The following is a 19991-nucleotide window of genomic DNA, read 5'->3' on the forward strand; positions in this document are numbered from 1 at the left end:
CGGGTGGTGCGGGTCGTCTCAGGCGGCGATGCCGAGTTCGGTGCGGGTGCGGTGGAGGAACTCCCGGACGGGTGGTTCCCGGCGCCAGGGGGCGAGGGCAGCGTTGAACTCGCGGACGTAGTCCTTGGCCCGGGAGGACTGGACGCGGGCGAGGATGTCCACGGACCGGTTGCCGAGCTCAAGGCCCTGGTCGAGGTCGCGGGCCTGGAGGTGGGCGGTCCCCACGATCGCCAGCCGCATCCCGACCGAGCGGGTGAACACCCCGGACGGCATGGCGGCGGCCTGCTGGTTCCACGCGAGGGCCGCCTTGGGGTTCTTGAGGTCGCGGAAGACCTCGGCGGCGTCCGCGGACAGACGGGCGTGGTCGTAGAAGTCGATCCAGGCGGGCTCCGAGCCGCTGAAAGCCTCCGCCCGGCTCAACAATTCCTCCGAAGCCTTCAGGGCCCCTGAGGCGGTTCTGGCGTCCCTTTCGCGGGCGTGGGCCCGGGCCTCGATGAGCTTGGTGAACGCCAGCACCCTGGGGGCCGCTTGGCCCTTGCCCCGTTCGAAGGCTCCCTGCGCCATGTCGACGGCCTCGGAGGCGAAGCCCCGCAGCAGCGACTGCATCGCCATCGTCGTCAGGACATAGCAGCCCAGCTCGACGTCTCCGCCCGCGCGGGCCAACCGGAGAGCCTGGATGAAGTGCCGCTGGGCGACGTCGTGCCGGCCGACATCGAACGCGGTCCACCCCGCCAGCCGCGACAGCTCGCCGGTGACGGAGAACAGCTCCCGGCCGACCGCGTCGGTGAAGGAGCCCCGCAGCAGCGGGGCGGCCCGTTCCTTGAGGCAGACGGTGACGGAGTCGGCCTTCCAGTTGCCCCCGCCGTATTTGGAGTCCCAGCGGCGGGCCTCACCGGCCGCTTCGCGGAGTTCGTCCAGGTCGGCCCGGCCCACCTGCTTGCTGCCCTTGTGGTCGGCGGCATCGTCGGCGGGGGTGACCAGCCAGCGGGTCACGGGGGTGGTGAACGCGGATACGGCGAATCCGGGTCCGGTCAGGAAGTCGCGGCGGTTCACGAAACTCCAGAACGACGTGGCCACTCGGACCGCATCAGCACGGTCCCGGGGGAAATCCAACCCCACTCTCGTGTCCGGTGTCTCCGCGCCGCCCATACCGATGTCCGCCGGAGACACCGGCCGCCCGAGCCGTTCGGCGATCGCCTGAGCGAGCAGGGCCGGCACCGGCCACTTGGGAAGCATGCCCCGCCGGCACCAATTGGCGAGGGAGGTATGCGAGTAGTCCGTCTCCAGCCCTGCATGCCGGGCAAGCTGATTGACCCGCAGGGCCAGCGATTTGTGGCTCGCCCCGCAGGTCTCGATGAGCCGGGCCAAGTCCGGATTGGGAGGCCGCTTCCGACGGCTGGTCGACGCCACCTTCAGTCCCCTCTTCCACCACAGGTCAGCGATGTGATGAAGCCGCTGACGAGGAATGCCACAGGGCCACTTCGCGCGACAGGGCACATTCGGCCGCACGGCTTCCGGCCGTCAGGGAAGGGCGGCTGCCCTCCACCTCATGGGACACCGAGAGTATTGCCCCGCGAACCCTGGGTGCACTGCTTTCGCGAGTTGCGAGCCCCCCTGCGAGCCCTCCCCGGCGCCGGCCGCGACGGGTGTGATGAAGGCACAGGCCGCCGCCGGGACGCCAGGAAAGGGCTCCCGGCGGCGACCGCCGCCACGCACCACGACTGCACGCCCAGAGGTGAACCAGATGTGCGGAATCGCAGGACTGGCCGGAGGCGACGCCGTCCGGCACGAGAAGACCGTCGCCGCGATGGGCGCCTCACAGCACTACCGGGGCCCGGACGGCACCCTGCACGCCACCAGCCGTGACGGGCGGGCGGTGCTGGCCATGAACACCCTGCTCATCGTCGATCCGCAGGCCATGCCCGGCCCCTACCTGGACCGGGCCACCGGAATCCTCCTGGCCTTCAACGGACAGATCTACAACTGGCGTCGGCAGGCGACGGCTTGGGGCATCGAGATCGCCGACCGGGAGTCGGACGCCCACTTCCTGCTGCGGGCCTGGGCCAAAATCGGCCCGTCCTGCCTGGAGGGCCTGGACGGCATGTTCGCCCTCTCCGTCTATGACCCGCGGGTCGCGAAGCTGTTCCTGGCCCGCGACCGCCTGGGGGAGAAGCCGCTCTACTGGCGTCTGGACGGCGGCCGGCTCGCGTTCGCCTCCGAGGTCACCACGCTGACCGGTTACGGACCGGCACCGCTGGTCCTGCGGCCGGAGGTCACCGCGATCGAGACTCCCATCGGGCTGGACACCCCGTTCCAGGGCATCCAACTGCTGGCCCCCGCCACCCTGCTGTCCTTCGACGTCACCACCGGCTCGCTCGACCAGATGACCTGGTGGCACCTGGCGGACCGGGCACCGTTCACCGGCGCCTACGCCGAGGCGCTGGCGAAGTTCTCCACCGTCCTGACCGAGCAGATCCCGCTCAGGTCCCCGGCCTGCGACTTCGCCCTCCTTCTCTCGGGCGGGCTGGACTCGGCGGTGCTGGCCTACCTGATGCGGCCGCCCGTCTGCGTCACCGTCCGCTACCCGGGCCAGGACCGCCTCGACGAGTCCTCCGTCGCGGCCGTGATCGCCCGGGACATCAAGGCCGAGCTGGTCGTGGTCGAGCCGGACCAGGTCGACTTCGCCCATGCCCTGCCGCATGTGATGCGGGCTCTGGACTACCCCATGGGCAACGCGTCCACGTTCTCCGAGCACATGGCCTACCGGAAGGTCGCCGATCTGGGGCTTCGGGTGGTGATCGGCGGGCTGGGGCCGGACGAGTTCCTGATGGGCTACGTTCGCCAGGCCTTGGTCCTCTTCGGCCCCGACGCCGTCCTGAACGCCGGCTTGGAGGCATACCGGCCGCTGGCCGCCAAGCTCCTGCACACCGCGGGCGAACCACTGGAAGCGGCGGAGGCCGCGGCCCGGCTGATACTTCGCGGCCCGGACCCGGACGGCCGGGTGCGGGACCTGGTCGCCGACGCGATGGCCCGCGCCGGCGGGGACTTGGCCCGCGGCCTGACCCTCGCGGACCTGGCAACGGCCTGGCGGCCGCTGGTGATGACCAGCGACAAACTCGCCTCCGCCTACGCCCTCGAACGCCGGTCCCCCTACCTCGCCCGCGACCTGGTCGAACTGTCGTACCGGCTGCCCGTCGACCACAAGATCACCGACCCTGCTCAGGGCAAACGAATCCTGCGGGACACCGCGAAGGCCCTCGGCCTGCCCCGCGAGGTCTGGGCCGGCCGGGACAAGCTCGGCTTCGCCTCCCCGATCCCCGCCTGGCTCAACGGCGATCTCGCCGAATGGGCCGACGCCCAGATCAGCTCCGCCCTCACCGACGCCCCGCCGGGCTTCCGTCCGCTCCTCGAGGGAGGTTTGACCCGCGGGTGCCGGTTCGACCGCACCCGCATGCAGGCCCTCATGACAGCTGCCTGGTTCGCCGACCAGGCCGCCCGGGCTGCCGCGTGAGCCCCAACTGCCGCATTAGCGTGTCGGAATGCACTCCGACACCACCGCGAACCCGGAGCCGGGCGCCGCCCGCGGAGCCGTCGCGATCCTCACCAACCGCCGCGGCGAACTCCTCCTCCACCTGCGCGATGACCTGCCGGACATCGCCTGGCCCGCCCACTGGAGCCTGCTGGGCGGCGGATGCGACCCCGGCGAGGACCCGGCCGCCGCGATCGTCCGCGAGCTCGACGAGGAAGCCGGCCTCACCGTCGTTCCCCTGACCCAGCTGTTCGACATCACCGACCACCGCGGCTCCGGGCAGATCATCACCTTCTTCTCCGGCACCTGGGACGGCGACGAGACCGGCCTCCCGCTCAGCGAGGGCGTCAAGCTCCAGTTCTTCGCCCCCAAGCACCTCGACATCCTCACGATCCCGCCGTTCATCCGGGACGGGATCAACCGCCACCTGGCCGCCCGGCCCTCCTGATCACCCCGCCCTCCCGGGCGGAGCAAGGGTGGGGCCGTTCGGCGGCCGCACCTGAAGGGACACCCCGCTCATGAAGATGACCGTGATCGGATGCGGCTACCTCGGCGCCACCCACGCCGCCTGCATGGCCGAGCTGGGCCACGAGGTCCTGGGCATGGACGTGGACATCGACAAGGTCCACGCCCTGAACTCCGGCAAGGCCCCGTTCTTCGAGCGGGACCTGGACGACCTCCTGGCCACACACACCGCGTCGGGCCGGCTGCACTTCACCGCCTCCTACAAGGAGGCCGCCGACTTCGCCGACCTGCACTTCATCGGGGTCGGCACCCCGCAGCAGCCCGGCAGCGACGCCTACGACCTCAGCCATCTCTTCGAGGCCGTCCGCCGGCTGGCCCCCGGCCTGACCCGGCCGGCCGTCGTCGCGGTCAAGTCGACCGTCCCCGTCGGCACCGCACCCCGCGTCGCCGAGCTCCTGCGCGAACAGGCTCCCGCCGGGGACCTCATCGAGGTCGCCTGGAACCCGGAGTTCCTGCGCGAGTCGTTCGCCGTCGAGGACACCCTCCGCCCCGACCGGCTCGTGCTCGGCTTCAACACCGGGCACTCCCGGGCCGAGGCCCTGCTGCGGCAGGCGTTCGCCGAGATCATCGACTCCGGGACGCCGACGATCGTCACCGACTGGGCCACCGCCGAGCTCGCCAAGGGCGCCGCGAACTCCTTCCTCGCCACCAAGATCTCCTTCATCAACGCGATGGCCGAGGTCTGCGAGAAGTCCGGCGCCGATGTCGCCGAGCTCGCCGACATCCTCGGCCACGACATCCGCATCGGACGCCGCGGCATGCGGCCCGGCCTCGGCTTCGGCGGCGGCTGTCTGCCCAAGGATCTGCGCGGCTTCATCACCCGCGCCGACGAACTCGGCGCCGACGAGGCCGTCGGGATGCTCCGCGAAGCCGACACGGTCAACGCCCGCCGTCGCCGGCGTGTCATCGACCTCGCCCGCGAGGAGCTCGGTACCGACCTGCGCGGCAAGCGGATCACCGTCTGGGGCGCCGCCTTCAAGCCTGGGACCGACGACGTCCGGGACTCGCCCGCCCTGGCCGTCGCCCAAGACCTCCACGGCCTCGGCGCGACCGTCACCGTCACCGATCCCAAGGCCCTCGACAACGCCCGCAAGCTCCACCCCGGGCTCGACTACGTCGAGGATCCGATCGCCGCCGCCGAGGACGCCGACCTGCTGCTGCACCTGACCGAGTGGCCGCAGTTCTCCCCCATCGATCCGAGGCGACTCGCTGCCCGCACCCGCAACCCCAAGGTCATCGACGCCCGCGGCACCCTCGACACCGCCCGGTGGCGCGACGCCGGCTGGGCGATCCGGTGCCTCGGCCACCGCTGAGTCCACCGCCTGATGACCGGCCACTACCGCGGTCAGGTCACGGCTTAGCGGGCGTGAAAACGCGACGGTGCCGTGGTCGGGGCCGGGCCGGTCGGGAGGGGCTGGGTCGGGCAGGTGGAGAGGACCCTTCTCATCGCGTCCCGTTCCGCCGCCGTCACCCACACCCCGTATTTCTTCTTCATCGCGACCTGCCCGGCCACATACGTGCAGCGGTACGCCTTGGCTGAGTCCACCCCCTGATGACCGGCCACTACCGCGGTCAGGTCACGGCTCAGCGGGCGTGAAAACGTGACGGTGCCGTGGTCGGGGCCGGGCCGGTCGGGAGGGGCTGGGTCGGGCAGGTGGAGAGGACCCTTCTCATCGCGTCCCGTTCCGCCGCCGTCACCCACACCCCGTATTTCTTCTTCACCGCGACCTGCCCGGCCACATACGTGCAGCGGTACGCCTTGTTCGGCGGCAGCCAGGTCGCGGTGTCGCCGTCTCCCTTGCTGCGGTTGGGGCCGGCGTCGACGGCGACGAGGTTCAGCGGGTCGTTGGCGAAGGCGATGCGCTTGCCCGGCGACCAGCGGGCCGCGCCCTTCTGCCAGGCGTCCGAGAGGGCGACGAGATGGTCGATGTCGACCTGGCTGCGGCCGCGCCGGAACGTCACGTCCCTGCCGGTGTAGGGGTCGGGTGCGAGCCTGCCCGAGACGACCCTGCACTCCTCGCCCCCACGTGAGCGCTGATACGTGACGTCACTCAGGTCCCGCTTGAGTATGTCGTCCCTGGTGGGGCAGCCGTTGGAGTCCGTGTCGGCCCACGCGCTGCCGAACCGGCCCCGGTCGTAACCCGTCTTGGGCGCGCGGCCCTTGACGGTGAGCGTGTCGACGGCCGACAGCGCGGAGCCCGCCCGCGCGCCGGACCCCGCGGAGCCACCGCCCGCCGGGTTTTCGGTGTCGAGGCCGCAGCCGGTGAGGAGCAGTGCCGGGACGGCGGCCAGCGTCAGCAGGGCCGAGGTGATGCGCCGGTTCACCGGACGGCCACCGTGTCGCCGAGGGCGAGCGGCGCGGGCGTCACGACGTCCGTGTGGATGCCGATGCACATGCCGCGGGCGGCGGTGAGCGTCTTGAGGACGCGGTTGTCGGCGGGGAGGCCGGGCTGGGCCTGGGTGACCATGACGCAGCGCTTGACGCGCTTGATGCCGCGCAGCCGGAGCGGCTCCGTGCCGTGTCCGCCGCCGAGGACGATCTCGCGGCCGATCCAGCTCTCCTCGATCCAGGGTTCGTCGGTCTCCACGACGATGTTCTTGCGCAGCCGCCGTACGTCGACGGGGTCGGCGTCACCGAGCAGGTCACCGAGCGCGCGGAGCGAGGCGGTGCCGATGAGGGAGACGGCGGAGACGTCCTTGTGGCCCTCCGGACCGGCCGCCGAACCCGCCTCCGAACCGGCCGCCGCCTCCCCCTCACGGACCAGTTCGACGCCGTCGCCGAAGCGCTCGGGAATGCGCGGGTCGCCGGGGCACAGCGTCGCGCCGTCCGGTGCGGTGATGACGGGCAGGCCCTCGTCGTCGTAGGCCGCGTGGTGCTCCAGGAGCCCGGGGATGCGGCGGAAGCGCGGGTGGTTCTTGCCGCTGCCCAGCTTGCCGTCGGCGCAGCGCAGGGCCCACCGCCGGTCACCGACGGCGCCTGTCGCGTCGAACTCCAGCCGGTCGTGCTCTTCGCCGAGCATCGACTTCACCGGGAACCGGCGCAGTCCCACGACCTTGAGCGTCACTGCGCTCTCCCCTCCCCTGGGCGGACTTGGCGAGCTCCACGGTAGCTGCCGCGCGTCGCGGACCGCGTCCGCCTCCTCGGCCCAGGAACGACGCGGCGGAAGCCGTACTATCTGCTGATCAATCACGCTTCGGGAGATCCATGCACAAGCGCCTGCCCCAACTCGCCCTGCTGCTCACCGTCCTCGCTGTGGGCGCCGCGGCCTGCGGCCCGTCCGACGCCTCCTCCGCTCCGTCCGCGAGCACGCCGACGGCAGCGAGCACACCGACGCCGGCGAGCGCCTCCCCCAGTCCCCGGGGAAGGGGGCTGAAGGGCGCGGCGGCCGCCTTCTACCTGAAGACGCTGCGCAAGCACTACCCGGATCTCGACCACATCAGCGACGAGGCGCTCGTCGCGGAGGGCGACGCGCTGTGCACCATCCGGGGCGCGGCCCTCGGCGAGCAGTTCACGAAGTCCACGCGCCGGCTCGGCACGTCCAAGGTGCAGACCTCCCGCATCATGGGCGCCGCACACGCCCTGTGCCGGGACGAGGACGAACAGCTGTACAAGGACTGACGCGGCTCCCGGGGGGCGCGGGGCCGCGGGGATTACCTCCGCGGTAATCGACCGTCCCCCCGCTCCCCGGCAGCATCGGCCCCATCAGCCGAGCCCGCAGCCGAGGAGAACCCCATGACCGCCGAGCACGCCGCCGCCACCCCGCCTCCCGCCGCCGGCACCGCCGCACACACCCGCGCCGTCGTGCGGGAGTTCCTCGCCGCCCGCCTGGCCGGGGACCTGGACCGCCTCACCGCCGTCTTCGCCGACGAGGTCGACTGGCTGCTCGCCGAGAACCCCGCCGTGCCGTGGATCAGGCCGCGCTCCACGGCCGCCGAGTGCGCCGCCCAGTTCACGGAGCTGATGGAGCACACCGTGCCCGAGGACGCGCGGGCCACCGTCGACGCCTTCCTCGTCGACGGCGCCGACGCGGTCCTCACGGGGCACGTCTCGGGCACCGTACGGGCCACCGGCAAGTCCTTCGCGGGGCCCTTCGCGCTGCGGCTCACCGTGGAGGACGGCCGGATCACCCGGCACCACCTCTACGAGAACAGCCTCTCGATAGCCGAGGCCTGCACCCCGTAGGCCCCGCCCCGGAGCTACGACCCGAGGATCGACGCCAGGAACTCCCCGACCCAGCCCAGCAGTTCGCGGCCGACCAGCGGCTTGCCGCCGACCTTCGCGGTCTTGGGGCGCGGCACCAGGATCTGCTGGGCGTTCGCCTTGATGACCGTGCCGGGGTAGAGCCGCTTGAGCCGCAGCTCCTGCGACTCCCGCAGGTCCACGGGGGCGAAGCGGATGTTGGTGCCCTGGAGGACGATCTCGCCGACCCCGCAGGCCCGCGCCAGCATCCGCAGCCCCGCCACCAGCAGCAGGTTCTCCACCGGCTCCGGCAACTTGCCGTAGCGGTCGGTGAGTTCCTCGCGTACGGCCTTGACGTCCTCCTCCGTGGTGGCGGAGGCGATGGCACGATAGGCCTGGAGGCGCAGCCGCTCGCCGGGGGCGTAGTCATGCGGGACGTGCGCGTCCACCGGCAGCTCGATCTTGACCTCCAGCGGCGGCTCCTCCTCCACGCCGCCCTCCAGCGAGGCGCGGTAGTCGGCCACGGCCTCACCGACCATCCGTACGTACAGGTCGAAGCCGACGCCCGCGATGTGCCCGGACTGCTCGCCGCCGAGCAGGTTGCCGGCGCCGCGGATCTCCAGGTCCTTCATCGCCACGTACATGCCCGCGCCCATCTCGGTGTGCTGGGCGATGGTCGCGAGCCGCTCGTGCGCGGTCTCGGTCAGCGGCTTCTCCGGCGGGTAGAGGAAGTACGCGTAGCCGCGCTCGCGGCCACGGCCGACGCGGCCGCGCAGCTGGTGCAGCTGAGAGAGGCCGAAGTTGTCGCCGCGCTCCACGATCAGCGTGTTGGCGTTGGAGATGTCGATGCCGGACTCGACGATCGTCGTCGAGACGAGCACGTCGAACTTCTTCTCCCAGAAGTCCACCACGACCTGTTCCAGGGCCTGTTCGGTCATCTGGCCGTGGGCGATCGCGATGCGGGCCTCGGGCACGATGTCCCGCAGCCGCGCCGCCGCGCGGTCGATCGACTCGACGCGGTTGTGGATGTAGAAGACCTGGCCCTCGCGCAGCAGTTCGCGGCGGACCGCCGCGCCGATCTGCTTCTCCTCGTACGGCCCGACGAAGGTGAGCACCGGGTGGCGCTCCTCGGGCGGCGTGGTGATCGTCGACATCTCCCGGATGCCGGTGACCGCCATTTCGAGCGTACGGGGAATGGGGGTCGCGGACATGGTCAGCACGTCGACGTTGGCGCGGAGCTTCTTCAGCTGCTCCTTGTGTTCGACGCCGAAGCGCTGCTCCTCGTCGACGATGACCAGGCCCAGGTCCTTGAACTTGGTCTCGGAGGAGAACAGGCGGTGGGTGCCGATGACGATGTCCACCGAGCCGTCCCGCAGCCCTTCGAGCGTCGCCTTGGACTCGGTCTCCGTCTGGAAGCGGCTGAGCGCCTTCACGCTGACCGGGAACTGCGAGTACCGCTCGGAGAACGTGCCGAAGTGCTGCTGCACCAGCAGCGTGGTGGGTACGAGGACGGCGACCTGCTTGCCGTCCTGCACCGCCTTGAAGGCCGCGCGGACCGCGATCTCCGTCTTGCCGTAGCCGACGTCGCCGCAGATCAGGCGGTCCATCGGGACCGTCTTCTCCATGTCCTCCTTGACCTCGGCGATCGTGGTGAGCTGGTCGGGCGTCTCCGCGTACGGGAAGGCGTCCTCCAGCTCGCGCTGCCAGGGCGTGTCGGGGGCGAAGGCGTGGCCGGGGGCCGCCATGCGGGCGGAGTACAGCTTGATGAGGTCGGCGGCGATCTCCTTGACCGCCTTCTTCGCGCGCGCCTTGGTCTTCGTCCAGTCGGCGCCGCCCAGCCGGTGCAGGGTGGGGGCCTCGCCGCCGACGTACTTGGTGATCTGCTCCAGCTGGTCGGTGGGGATGTAGAGGCGGTCGCCTGGCTGGCCGCGCTTGGCGGGGGCGTACTCCACGACCAGGTATTCGCGGGTGGCGCCCTGGACGGTGCGCTGCACCATCTCGATGTAGCGGCCGACGCCGTGCTGCTCGTGGACGATGTAGTCGCCGGCCTCCAGGGTCAGCGGGTCGATCGTCTTGCGGCGGCGCGCGGGCATGCGCTGGCCGTCCTTGCCGGCCGCCTTCTGGCCGGACAGGTCGGTCTCGGTGAGGACGGCGAGCTTCAGCGCGGGGTCGACGAAGCCGTAGTCGATCGAGCCGCAGGAGACGTGCACCAGCGACGGCGTCAGCTCGGTGAGGTCGCCGTCCAGGCGGGCCGCGATGCCCTCGCCGCCGAGGACCTCGACGGTACGGGCGGCGGGGCCGTGGCCCTCGGTGACATAGACGGTCCGCCAGCCGTCGGCGAGCCAGCCCTTGGTGTCGGCCAGCGCCTTCGCGGTGTCGCCGCGGTAGGACTCCGGGGCGTGCATGCCGAGCTTGAGGGTGTCGTCGTCCAGCTCGTCGTCGGCGGCGAACGGCGACACCGACCACCACATCATCCCCAGGTCGCGCGCGTGGTCGCGGACGTCCGCGATGCCCCACAGGGACGCCGCGCCCACGTCGATCGGGGCGTCGCCGCCTCCGGCCGTCGCCGCCCAGCTGGCCTGCAGGAATTCCTGCGACGTCGCCACCAGGTCGGCCGCGCGGGTGCGCACCCGCTCCGGGTCGCAGACCACCGCCATGCTGTTCTTCGGCATGACGTCGAGCAGCAGCTCCATCTCGTCCACCAGGACCGGGGCGAGGGACTCCATGCCCTCGACCGCGATGCCCTCGGCGATCTTGCCGAGCAGCTCGCCCAGCTCCGGGTGCTGCTCGGCGAGGGCCGCGGCCCGCTGCCGTACGTCGTCGGTGAGCAGCAGCTCGCGGCAGGGCGGCGCCCACAGGCCGTGCTCGGCGACTTCCAGGGAGCGCTGGTCGGCGACCTTGAAGTAGCGGATCTCCTCGACGTCGTCGCCCCAGAACTCGACGCGCAGCGGGTGTTCCTCGGTCGGCGGGAAGACGTCGAGGATGCCGCCGCGCACGGCGAACTCCCCGCGCTTCTCGACCAGTTCGACGCGGGAGTACGCGGCGGCGGCGAGCGCCTCGACGACCGTGTTCAGGTCGGTGGTCTCACCGGAGCGCAGGGCCACGGGCTCCAGGTCGCCGAGGCCCTTGACCTGCGGCTGGAGCACCGAGCGGACCGGCGCGACGACGACGGAGACCGGGCCGGTCTCGGGGTCGTCCGGGCGGGGGTGCGCGAGGCGCCGCAGGACGGCGAGGCGGCGGCCGACCGTGTCGGAGCGGGGCGAGAGGCGCTCGTGCGGGAGGGTCTCCCAGGACGGGTAGTCCACGACACCGTCCGGCGGCAGGATCGTGCGCAGCGCCGCGGCCAGGTCCTCCGCCTCGCGGCCGGTGGCCGTCACGGCGAGGACGGGACGGCCGGCCTCGCGGGCCAGCGCCGCCACCACGAAGGGGCGCGCGGCGGGCGGGCCGACCAGGTCGACGTGGGTGCGGTTGCCGTCGGCGGCGGCCTTGACCGCCTCGGCGAGTGCCGAGTCCTTGACGACAGCGTCGAGCAGACCGTGCAGGCTCATGGAAGGCTTTCCGTCCAGGTACCGGGATGACCGGAGTGGGTGGGCAACGCGAACCACCCGGCACGTCGCACGGGCCGGGGGCCTCCAGCGTACGACTCCGGGCCGCCGGACGCGGGCCGGTCGCTCCGGGCGCGTACGAACTCCGGGGCGATGGGCGTGGTCCGGCCGCCCCGGGGTCGTACGGCTCGGGAGCCCCCGACACGGACAGTCCTCCCCGGGCCACCCGGCGACCCGGCCCCATGCCTGGCGCACAATGTTGCGAACCCCCAGGGGCCGAAGACCGGGGCTGGTACCCGCCGCCGCCCCCCGCCGACCAGAAAGCCACCCCATGCCCGGAGCCAAGCCCGACGCCCCCGCACTGGAGCGCGGCGACGAGCTCATACCGTCGCGGGACCAGACCCCGCCCGCCCCCCGCCCAAGGGGCCACGGTGTCTGGGACCGCGTCCCGTATCTCCTCGCGGCGGCGTTGTTCCTCGCCTACGCCGTGCTGTCCGTCAGCCGGTACCGCCGCATGGAGAGCCGTTCCTGGGACCTCGGGATCTTCGAGCAGGCCGTGCGGGCCTACGCGCACCTCCAGGTGCCGGTCGCCGACCTCAAGGGGCCCGGCGCCAACATCCTCGGCGACCACTTCAGCCCCGTCACGGCGCTCCTCGCGCCCGCCTACCGCCTCATCCCCTCCCCCGTCACGCTGCTCGTGGCACAGGCCCTGCTCTTCGCCGTCTCCGCCATCCCCGTCACGCGCGCGGCGACCCGGCTGCTGGGGCGCGCCTCGGGCCTCGCGGTGGGCATCGCGTACGGACTGTCCTGGGGCATCCAGCGCGCCGCCGACTTCGACTTCCACGAGATCTGCTTCGCCGTACCGCTGATCGCGTTCTCCCTGGAAGCCCTGCTGCGGCAGCGGTGGCGGGCCGCGCTGCTGTGGGCGCTGCCGCTGGTCCTCGTCAAGGAGGACCTCGGCGTGACGCTCGCCGCCATCGGCCTGGTGGTGGCCCTGCGCGCCCGCCGCGCGCACCCGAAGGCCGTGCCCTACGCCCTGGGTGTCGCCGCGTTCGGGGCCGCCGCCGCCGTCGTCACGCTCACGCTGATCATCCCGGCCTTCAACTCGGTCGGCGCGTACGACTACTGGGACAAGGTCGGCGAGGGCGGCGCGGCCGCCGGGGCGCTCGGCGGGCTCGACACCAAGCTGCGCACCCTCGCCTGGCTGCTGATCCCCACCACCGGGCTGCTCGCCCTGCGCTCGCCGCTGCTGATCGTCGCGCTGCCCACGCTCGGCTGGCGCTTCCTGTCCGCCGACGACCACTACTGGGGCACCGACTGGCACTACAGCGCCGTCCTGATGCCGGTGGTCATGCTGGCCCTCGTCGACGCCGTCGACATCTTCCGCCGCAGTGGGCGGCCGTGGCTGCGCGAGTACGCCGACCGGCTGCCGGCCTGCGCCGCCGCCGCCGCGCTGGCCCTGACGACGTCGCTGCCGCTGGCGGGCCTCACCGAGGCGAAGACGTACGAGAAGAGCGGGCAGGTCGCGGCGGTGGAGCGGATGCTGGAGCGGATTCCGGACGGCGCCACCGTCGAGGCGAACATAGGGCCCATCAGCCGCCTCACCTCTCGCGCCCGCGTCTTCTGGGTGGGCGCGGCCCGCCCCGTCGTCCCGAAGTACCTCGCCCTCGACATCCGCTCCGGCTGGACGAAGGACCCCGTCGGGTACGCGGAGAAACTGCACCCGGGCGCCGATTACGTGGCGGAGGACACCGCCTACGGGTACGTGCTGCTGCGCAGGGTGTGAGACGGCGGGCGGCCCCGGAGGACAGCTGTCCCCCGGGGCCGCCCGGCTTTCCCCCGCACCCCCGTGGCGGTGGCTATTCGGTGGCGATGGCGTTCAGGACGTTCATGCGGCCCGCCCGGAAGGCCGGGACCAGCGCCGCGAACAGGCCCACGAACGCCGACCCGACGAAGACCCCGATGATCGTCGGCCAGGGGATCTCCAGGACCTTCAGGCCCTCCAGGGCCAGCAGCTTCTGCGCCGTCGCCCCCCAGCCCATCCCGAGGCCGAGGCCGAGCAGCGCGCCGAAGAGGGCGATGACCACCGACTCCAGGCGGATCATGCGGCGCAGCTGGCGGCGCGAGAGCCCGATGGCCCGCATCAGGCCGATCTCCCGGGTCCGCTCGACGACCGAGAGGGCGAGGGTGTTCACCACACCGAGGATCGCCACGATGATCGCGAGGCCCAGCAGGCCGTAGACCATGTTCAGCATCTGGCCGACCTGGTCCTTCAGGGTCTGCTTGAAGTCGGTCTGGTCCATGACCTTGTACTGCGGGTAGGCGGCCAGGGAGTCCTTCAGGGACCGGTAGGCGGCGTCCTCCTGGCCCTTGGCGGCCGTGGCGAACATGATGTCGTTCTGCGGCATCCGGTCGGCGGGGACGTACTTCTCCAGGGTCGTGATGTTCAGGTACATCGCGCCCTTGTCGACGGTTCCCTCGTCGGAGGTGATCGCCGCGACCTTCAGCCGGGCCGTCCTCCCGTGCTCGAAGGCGACCTTCAGCTCGTCGCCGACCTTCAGGCCGTGCTTCTTCGCGAACTCGTCGCCGACCGACATGGCGTTCTTCCCGTACGCGGCCGACAGGTCACCGGCAACCGTCTCGCGGCGCAGGTCCTTGGCGTACGTCGGGTCGGCGGCGCTCAGTCCGACGCCGTCCACGGCCTTGCCGCCGGGCGTCGTCACGTCCGCCCTGGTCTGCTTGTAGCGGGTGATGTGGCCGATGTGGTCGGCCTTCGTCAGGGCCTCGGCGGCCTGCTGCGTGATGAAGCCGCCGGGCTGGGTGGGCTGGACGATGAAGTCCGCGCCGACCGACTTGTCCAGCTCGTCCGTGGCCGAGGCGACCATCGAGGAGCCGACCACGGAGAGGCAGGCGACCAGCGCGAGGCCGATCATCAGGGCCGCGCCGGTGGCGCCGGTGCGGCGCGGGTTGCGCAGGGCGTTGCGCTCGGCCATCCGCCCGACCGGGCCGAACGCCCGCAGCAGGACCACGCTGATGACGCGGACCACACCGGAGGCGAGCACCGGGCCGATGACGACGAACCCGACGAGGGTCAGGACGATCCCGCCGCCCAGGAGCAGCGAGCCGTCCTTGGCCTGGTCGGCCTGGCCCGCGGCGTAGAGGCCGAGGCCGCCGACGCCGGTGAGGACCAGGCCGATGACGGCGCGCAGCACGCTCGCCCGGCCGTCCGCCGGGGTGCCCGCGTCGCGCAGGGCGGCCATCGGGGAGACCTTGCCGGCCCGCCGTGCGGGGAGGTAGGCGGCGAGGACGGTGACGAGGATGCCGAGGGCCATGCCGACCACGGGGGTCGTCCAGGCGACGGTGAGGTCACCGGTGGACAGCTCCATGCCCATGCCGGACATGAGCTTCATCAGACCGACGGCGAGGCCGATGCCCGCGCCGACACCGAGGACAGAGCCGAAGACGCCGAGCAGCAGCGCCTCGACGAGCACCGAGCGGTTGACCTGCTTGCGGCTCGAACCGATGGCGCGCATCAGACCGATCTCGCGGGTGCGCTGGGCGACCAGCATCGAGAAGGTGTTGATGATCAGGAAGATGCCGACGAGGAAGGCGATCCCGGCGAAGCCGAGCATCGCGTACTTCATGACGTCCATGAAGCTGCCGACCGCCTCGCGGTTCTCGTCCGCGCTCTCCTTCTGCGTACGGATGTCGTACGCGGACCCGCCGGCCTTGTCCACGGCGGCCGCGACGTTCGCCTTGAGCCGGGCGTCGCTCACCCCCGCGTCGGCGGTGACGTTGACGTGCGTGAACCGGCCGGTGGCACCCAGCAGTTCACGCTGGGCGGTGGCGGTGTCGAAGTAGACGATCGCGGCGCCGGGGTTGGTCACCTTGAAGGCGGCGATGCCGGAGATCTTCGCGGTGTGGTCGCCGGTGGCGGCGATGGTGCGCAGCTCGTCGCCGATCTTGAGGTCGTGCTTGTCGGCGGTGTCGGCGTCGATCATCACCTCGGTGGGCCCGCGCGGGGAGTGCCCCGCGGTGATGTCCATCGATCGCAGGTCGTTGCGCGTCCAGTTGCCTGCGATGGTCGGGCCGCCGTTGGTGGGGCCCAGGTTCTTGTTGTCGGAGTCGACGACGGTCACGCTCGGGCTGGCGACGGCGCCCTCGGCGGACTTGGCGCCCGCCGCCTTCCCGGCCGCCTCGACGACGGAGGCGGGCATCGACTCGGGCCTGCCGCTGCGGGGCGCCTCCCCCGCGTCCTCGGCGGACTTGGGCGAGACCGTGACATCGGCCGAGGTCGCCGCGAAGAGCTTGTCGAAGGTGGTGCTCATCGTGTCGGAGAAGACGAGCGTGCCGCACACGAACGCCACCGACAGGACGACGGCCACGGCGGAGAGCGCCATGCGGCCCTTGTGCGCGAAGAAGTTGCGCATCGAGGTCTTGAGGACGGTCATGACGTGCGCCCCCGCGCGTCGAAGGACTTCATGCGGTCCAGGACCTGGTCGGCGGTGGGGCTGTACATCTCGTCGACGATCCGGCCGTCGGCGAGATACAGCACCCGGTCCGCGTACGAGGCGGCGACCGGGTCGTGCGTGACCATCACGATGGTCTGGCCGAGGTCGGTCACCGACCGCCGCAGGAAGCCCAGCACCTCCGCCCCGGCGCGGGAGTCGAGGTTGCCGGTCGGCTCGTCCCCGAAGATGATCTCGGGCCGCGAGGCGAGCGCGCGGGCCACCGCGACGCGCTGCTGCTGACCGCCGGACAGCTCGGTCGGGCGGTGCTTGAGGCGCCCGGCGAGGCCGACGGTCTCCACGACCTGGTCGAGCCAGGCACGGTCGGGCTTGCGGCCCGCTATGTCCATCGGGAGCGTGATGTTCTCCAGGGCGTTGAGCGTCGGGAGGAGGTTGAACGCCTGGAAGATGAAGCCGACCCGGTCCCGGCGCAGCCGCGTCAGCTTCTTGTCCTTCAGCCCGGTGATCTCGGTGTCGTCCAGGAAGATCTGCCCGCTGCTGACCGTGTCGAGGCCCGCGAGGCAGTGCATCAGGGTGGACTTGCCGGAGCCGGAGGGGCCCATGATCGCGGTGAACTGCCCGCGGGCGATGTCCACGTCGATCCCGTCGAGCGCGACGACGCGGGTCTCCCCGGAGCCGTACGCCTTCACTACTTGGCGCGCCCGTGCCGCCACGGCCGTACGCCCTCCAGTGCCCCCGTGCCTGGGTGTGGTCACAGCCGTTGTCACGGTAAGTCTCCTATGTCGGTCAAGCGAAGAGCGGATGCGTTCGGCGTGCGAACGAGTCCGGTGTCCCGGTCGAGTCTGGTGTCCCGCCGGGGTGCTGCGCGCTGGTGCTCGGCGCAGTCTTTTCCGGGGGAAAACCCCACCCCCGCTCGTGCGGTGCGCCGTAAAGCAAATCTAAAGAGCGCTCCGGGCCCGCTCATCCTCCGCCGGGACGAACCCTCCCCGGTCCGTAGTACGGAGGTTCCCCTAGGGGATCTCCACCCGCCGGTGGAGATCGACTCAGGGTTGCCTCCACCCTCCCCTCCACCCCCGACGAGTGGGATGGTGGCCCGCAGCAACCGGTGCAGGGGGAAAGGACCGCCGTGGAGACGGAGACGGGAAGCGGAACAGGCGCGGGGACGGGAACGGGGACGGGAACAGGCACGGGAAGCGGCGCGGGCGCGGGAGCGAAGGGCGCGATGCGGGGGCGGCGCGCGGTCGTCGCCGCGCTGATGCTCTCCATGGCACTGACCGCCGTGGACTCCACGATCGTGTCGACCGCCGTCCCGCAGATCGTGGGCTCCCTCGGCGGCTTCCCGATCTTCTCCTGGCTCTTCTCCGGCTATCTCCTCGCCGCCACGGTCACCCTGCCCGTCTACGGCAAGCTCTCCGACACCTTCGGCCGCAAGCCCGTGCTCATCGCGGGCAGCGCGCTGTTCCTGGCCGGCTCCGCGCTGTGCGCCCTCGCCTGGAGCATGGAGTCCCTCATCGCCTTCCGCGTCGTCCAGGGCCTGGGCGGCGGCGCCATCCAGGGCACCGTGCAGACCCTCGCCGCCGACCTGTACCCGCTCAAGGAACGCCCCAAGATACAGGCGAAGTTGTCCACCGTCTGGGCCACCTCGGCGGTCGCGGGACCCGCCCTCGGCGGTCTCATCGCCGCCTGTGCCGACTGGCGCTGGATCTTCCTCATCAACCTGCCGATCGGGGCGGTCGCCCTCTGGCTGATCGCGCGTCACCTGCACGAACCGGCCCGTGAGACGGCCGCGCGGGGCCGCGTCGACTGGCCCGGCGCGCTCGCCGTCTTCGCCTGCGGCGGCGTCCTTCTGACCGCGCTCGTCCAGGGCGGCGTCGCCTGGGGCTGGCTCTCCGCGCCCTCGCTCGCGCTCTTCGCCACCGGCCTCGCCCTGCTGGCCGCCGTCGTCCTCATCGAGCGGCGGGCCGCGGAGCCGATTATCCCCGGCTGGGTCTGGCGGCGCCGCACCATCGCCGCGGTGAACCTCGCCCTCGGCGCGCTCGGCCTGCTCATGGTCGCCCCCACGGTCTTCCTGCCGACGTACGCCCAGTCCGTGCTCGGCCTCGCACCGGTCGCCGCCGGGTTCGTGCTCTCCGTGATGACCCTGAGCTGGCCGGTCTCAGCGGCATTCAGCCAGCACCTCTACCGCAGGATCGGCTTCCGGAACACCGCGGTCACCGGCATCTCCGCGGCCGCCCTGATCCTGCTCGCCTTCCCCCTCCTCCCCTACCCCGGCACGGCCTGGCAGCCGGCCCTGATCATGCTGCTGCTCGGCGCGGCACTCGGCATCTTCCAGCTCCCCCTCATCGTCGGCGTCCAGTCCACCGTCGGTTGGGCCGAACGCGGCACCGCCACCGCCTCCATCCTCTTCTGCCGCCAGATCGGCCAGACCCTGGGCGCCGCCCTCTTCGGCGCGGTCGCCAACGGCGTGCTGAGCGCCCGGCTCGGCGGCTCCGGCTCGCTCGACTCCGTGGCGCGCGTCCTGGACGACCCCGGCTCCGTGGCCGACCCGGAACGGCTGCGGCGAGCGGTCGACACAGCCGTCGACGCGGTCTACGTGGGCGCCGGGTGCGCCGCCGTCCTCGCCCTGCTCGTCCTCCTCCTCATGGCCCCGCGCCGCTTCCCGGTCCTCCAGGAACCGGACGCCGACGCCGACGCCGATCAGGACGGGCCGGGCGAACCGGGCCCGCGGCCGGACCAGTCGACCCCTGCCCGGCAACACACCGACCCACGGCAGAACACCGCCCCACGGCAGAACACCGACGGGGCGCCCTAGGGAGCCTCCTCCGCCGGGGCCCGCCCGGTGAGCGCCGCGAGGCTGCCCCGTACGTGATCCATGTGGGCCCGCACCTCGTCCCACTCCTCACCGTGCTCCCGCAGGACCCGCTCCGTCTCCCGCGCGATCCGCTCCTCCCGAAGCCGCGCCTCCGCCACGATCTCCGCGGCCCACGCCTGCGCGTCCTCCCGCTTGTGCCGCGCCGCCTCCTCCGCCTCGGCGAAGGCCCGCTCGGCCTCGGACAGCCGCGCCTCGGCGGCGGCGATCAGCTCCGCGTCCCGCGCGTCCGCCGCCGCCTCCCGCTCGGTGAGCTCCCGCTCGGCCGCCTCCCACCGCCCGGCCTGCTCCTTCTCCTGCTCGGCGAGCAGGGCCTCGCACCGCCGCCGCGTCTCCCGCAGCACGGCCAGCGCCGCACCCCGCCACTCCTTCACGTCCCGCCGCGCCGAGATCCGCGCCTCGTCCGCCGCCCCGCGGTCCTCCCGCAACCGCCGCCCGACCCACTCGTCGGCCTGCGCGCCCACCTCCTCGGCGTACACGCGGGCGGCCTCCCGCACCTCACGCGCCGCGGCCTCGGCCGCCTCGACGACGGCCTGCGCCTCGTCCCGCGCCGCCTCCCGCACGGCGTCGGCCTCCTCCCGCGCGAGCGCGAGGATCTGCCGGGCCCGACCGCCCAGCGTCTCGTACGTCTGGGGGGCGAGCCGGGAGACGACCTCGCGCAGGTGCGCGGCCTCGGCCTCCATGTCCTTGGCGAGGACCGTCAGCCGGGCGGCGCGCTCCCACGCCTCGTCCCGCTCCTCGGACAGTCCGGCGGCGTACGCCTCCACCTGCTGGGGACGGTAGCCGCGCCCGCGCACGGTGGTGAAGCCGTGCGGCGACGACGATGCACCGCTGCTGCTCATCCTGGGAACCCCTCTCCGACGTACCTCGCGCG

Annotated in this window: 14 protein-coding genes; 7 read left to right on the plus strand and 7 right to left on the minus strand. The window is 72.2% G+C overall.

The window, feature by feature from the left end:
- Positions 1–18: 18 nt before the first annotated feature.
- Positions 19–1410 carry a sporulation protein gene (locus J2N69_RS14475; RefSeq protein WP_408056727.1) on the minus strand — a complete coding sequence of 464 codons (1392 nt, stop codon included), beginning with the start codon at positions 1408–1410 and terminating at the stop codon, positions 19–21.
- A gap of 334 nt (positions 1411–1744) precedes the next feature.
- Here J2N69_RS14475 and J2N69_RS14480 point away from each other — a divergent pair, with 334 nt between their 5' ends.
- The 3 genes from J2N69_RS14480 to J2N69_RS14490 all read left to right on the plus strand — a co-directional run bounded on the left by J2N69_RS14480 (position 1745) and on the right by J2N69_RS14490 (position 5367).
- Positions 1745–3511 (plus strand): asparagine synthetase B family protein, encoded by a 1767-nt coding sequence (locus J2N69_RS14480; protein ID WP_230901114.1) that lies wholly within the window; start codon positions 1745–1747, stop codon positions 3509–3511.
- Positions 3512–3539: 28 nt separating this feature from the next.
- Positions 3540–3977 carry an NUDIX domain-containing protein gene (locus tag J2N69_RS14485; RefSeq protein ID WP_230901115.1) on the plus strand — a complete coding sequence of 146 codons (438 nt, stop codon included), beginning with the start codon at positions 3540–3542 and terminating at the stop codon, positions 3975–3977.
- A 70-nt stretch (positions 3978–4047) separates the two neighbouring features.
- Positions 4048–5367, plus strand: a complete 1320-nt coding sequence (locus J2N69_RS14490) for a UDP-glucose dehydrogenase family protein (protein WP_230901116.1) — start codon at positions 4048–4050, stop codon at positions 5365–5367.
- A gap of 271 nt (positions 5368–5638) precedes the next feature.
- On the opposite strand, the gene J2N69_RS14495 is transcribed toward J2N69_RS14490, so the two are convergent.
- Together J2N69_RS14495 and J2N69_RS14500 are read right to left on the minus strand one after the other, a co-directional pair.
- A complete protein-coding gene (locus tag J2N69_RS14495) occupies positions 5639–6379 on the minus strand; it encodes an HNH endonuclease family protein (RefSeq protein WP_408056728.1) in 741 nt (246 codons plus the stop codon).
- Positions 6376–7119, minus strand: coding sequence for an MOSC domain-containing protein (locus J2N69_RS14500; RefSeq protein ID WP_230901117.1), 744 nt, complete (start codon positions 7117–7119; stop codon positions 6376–6378). The genes J2N69_RS14495 and J2N69_RS14500 overlap by 4 nt, the downstream gene beginning before the upstream one ends.
- Positions 7120–7259: 140 nt before the next feature.
- Between J2N69_RS14500 and J2N69_RS14505 the strand changes: the two genes are divergently transcribed.
- Both J2N69_RS14505 and J2N69_RS14510 read left to right on the plus strand, forming a co-directional pair.
- Positions 7260–7673, plus strand: a complete 414-nt coding sequence (locus J2N69_RS14505; protein ID WP_230901118.1) for a hypothetical protein — start codon at positions 7260–7262, stop codon at positions 7671–7673.
- Positions 7674–7787: 114 nt separating this feature from the next.
- Positions 7788–8237: a nuclear transport factor 2 family protein gene (locus J2N69_RS14510; protein ID WP_127909851.1), complete on the plus strand. Its 450-nt coding sequence runs from the start codon at positions 7788–7790 to the stop codon at positions 8235–8237.
- A gap of 14 nt (positions 8238–8251) precedes the next feature.
- Here J2N69_RS14510 and mfd read toward each other — a convergent pair whose 3' ends face one another.
- On the minus strand, positions 8252–11782 hold the full coding sequence (mfd, locus tag J2N69_RS14515; RefSeq protein WP_230901119.1) for a transcription-repair coupling factor: 3531 nt from the start codon (positions 11780–11782) through the stop codon (positions 8252–8254).
- Positions 11783–12110: 328 nt separating this feature from the next.
- Between mfd and J2N69_RS14520 the strand changes: the two genes are divergently transcribed.
- The gene (locus J2N69_RS14520) at positions 12111–13565 is read left to right on the plus strand and encodes a DUF2079 domain-containing protein (RefSeq protein WP_230901120.1); all 1455 of its coding nucleotides are present in this window, start codon (positions 12111–12113) and stop codon (positions 13563–13565) included.
- 73 nt (positions 13566–13638) lie between these two features.
- Here J2N69_RS14520 and J2N69_RS14525 read toward each other — a convergent pair whose 3' ends face one another.
- Both J2N69_RS14525 and J2N69_RS14530 read right to left on the minus strand, forming a co-directional pair.
- Positions 13639–16230, minus strand: coding sequence for an ABC transporter permease (locus J2N69_RS14525; RefSeq protein WP_230901121.1), 2592 nt, complete (start codon positions 16228–16230; stop codon positions 13639–13641).
- Positions 16227–17015, minus strand: a complete 789-nt coding sequence (locus J2N69_RS14530; protein ID WP_230901122.1) for an ABC transporter ATP-binding protein — start codon at positions 17013–17015, stop codon at positions 16227–16229. Before J2N69_RS14530 ends, J2N69_RS14525 begins: the two co-directional genes overlap by 4 nt.
- Positions 17016–17503: 488 nt before the next feature.
- Between J2N69_RS14530 and J2N69_RS14535 the strand changes: the two genes are divergently transcribed.
- Positions 17504–19060 carry an MDR family MFS transporter gene (locus J2N69_RS14535; RefSeq protein ID WP_408056893.1) on the plus strand — a complete coding sequence of 519 codons (1557 nt, stop codon included), beginning with the start codon at positions 17504–17506 and terminating at the stop codon, positions 19058–19060.
- On the opposite strand, the gene J2N69_RS14540 is transcribed toward J2N69_RS14535, so the two are convergent.
- Positions 19057–19959, minus strand: coding sequence for a coiled-coil domain-containing protein (locus J2N69_RS14540; protein ID WP_230901123.1), 903 nt, complete (start codon positions 19957–19959; stop codon positions 19057–19059). The two genes, J2N69_RS14535 and J2N69_RS14540, sit on opposite strands and share 4 nt — an antisense overlap.
- Positions 19960–19991: the final 32 nt, after the last annotated feature.

Source organism: Streptomyces huasconensis (genome assembly GCF_021028635.1).
Classification (GTDB): domain Bacteria; phylum Actinomycetota; class Actinomycetes; order Streptomycetales; family Streptomycetaceae; genus Streptomyces; species Streptomyces huasconensis.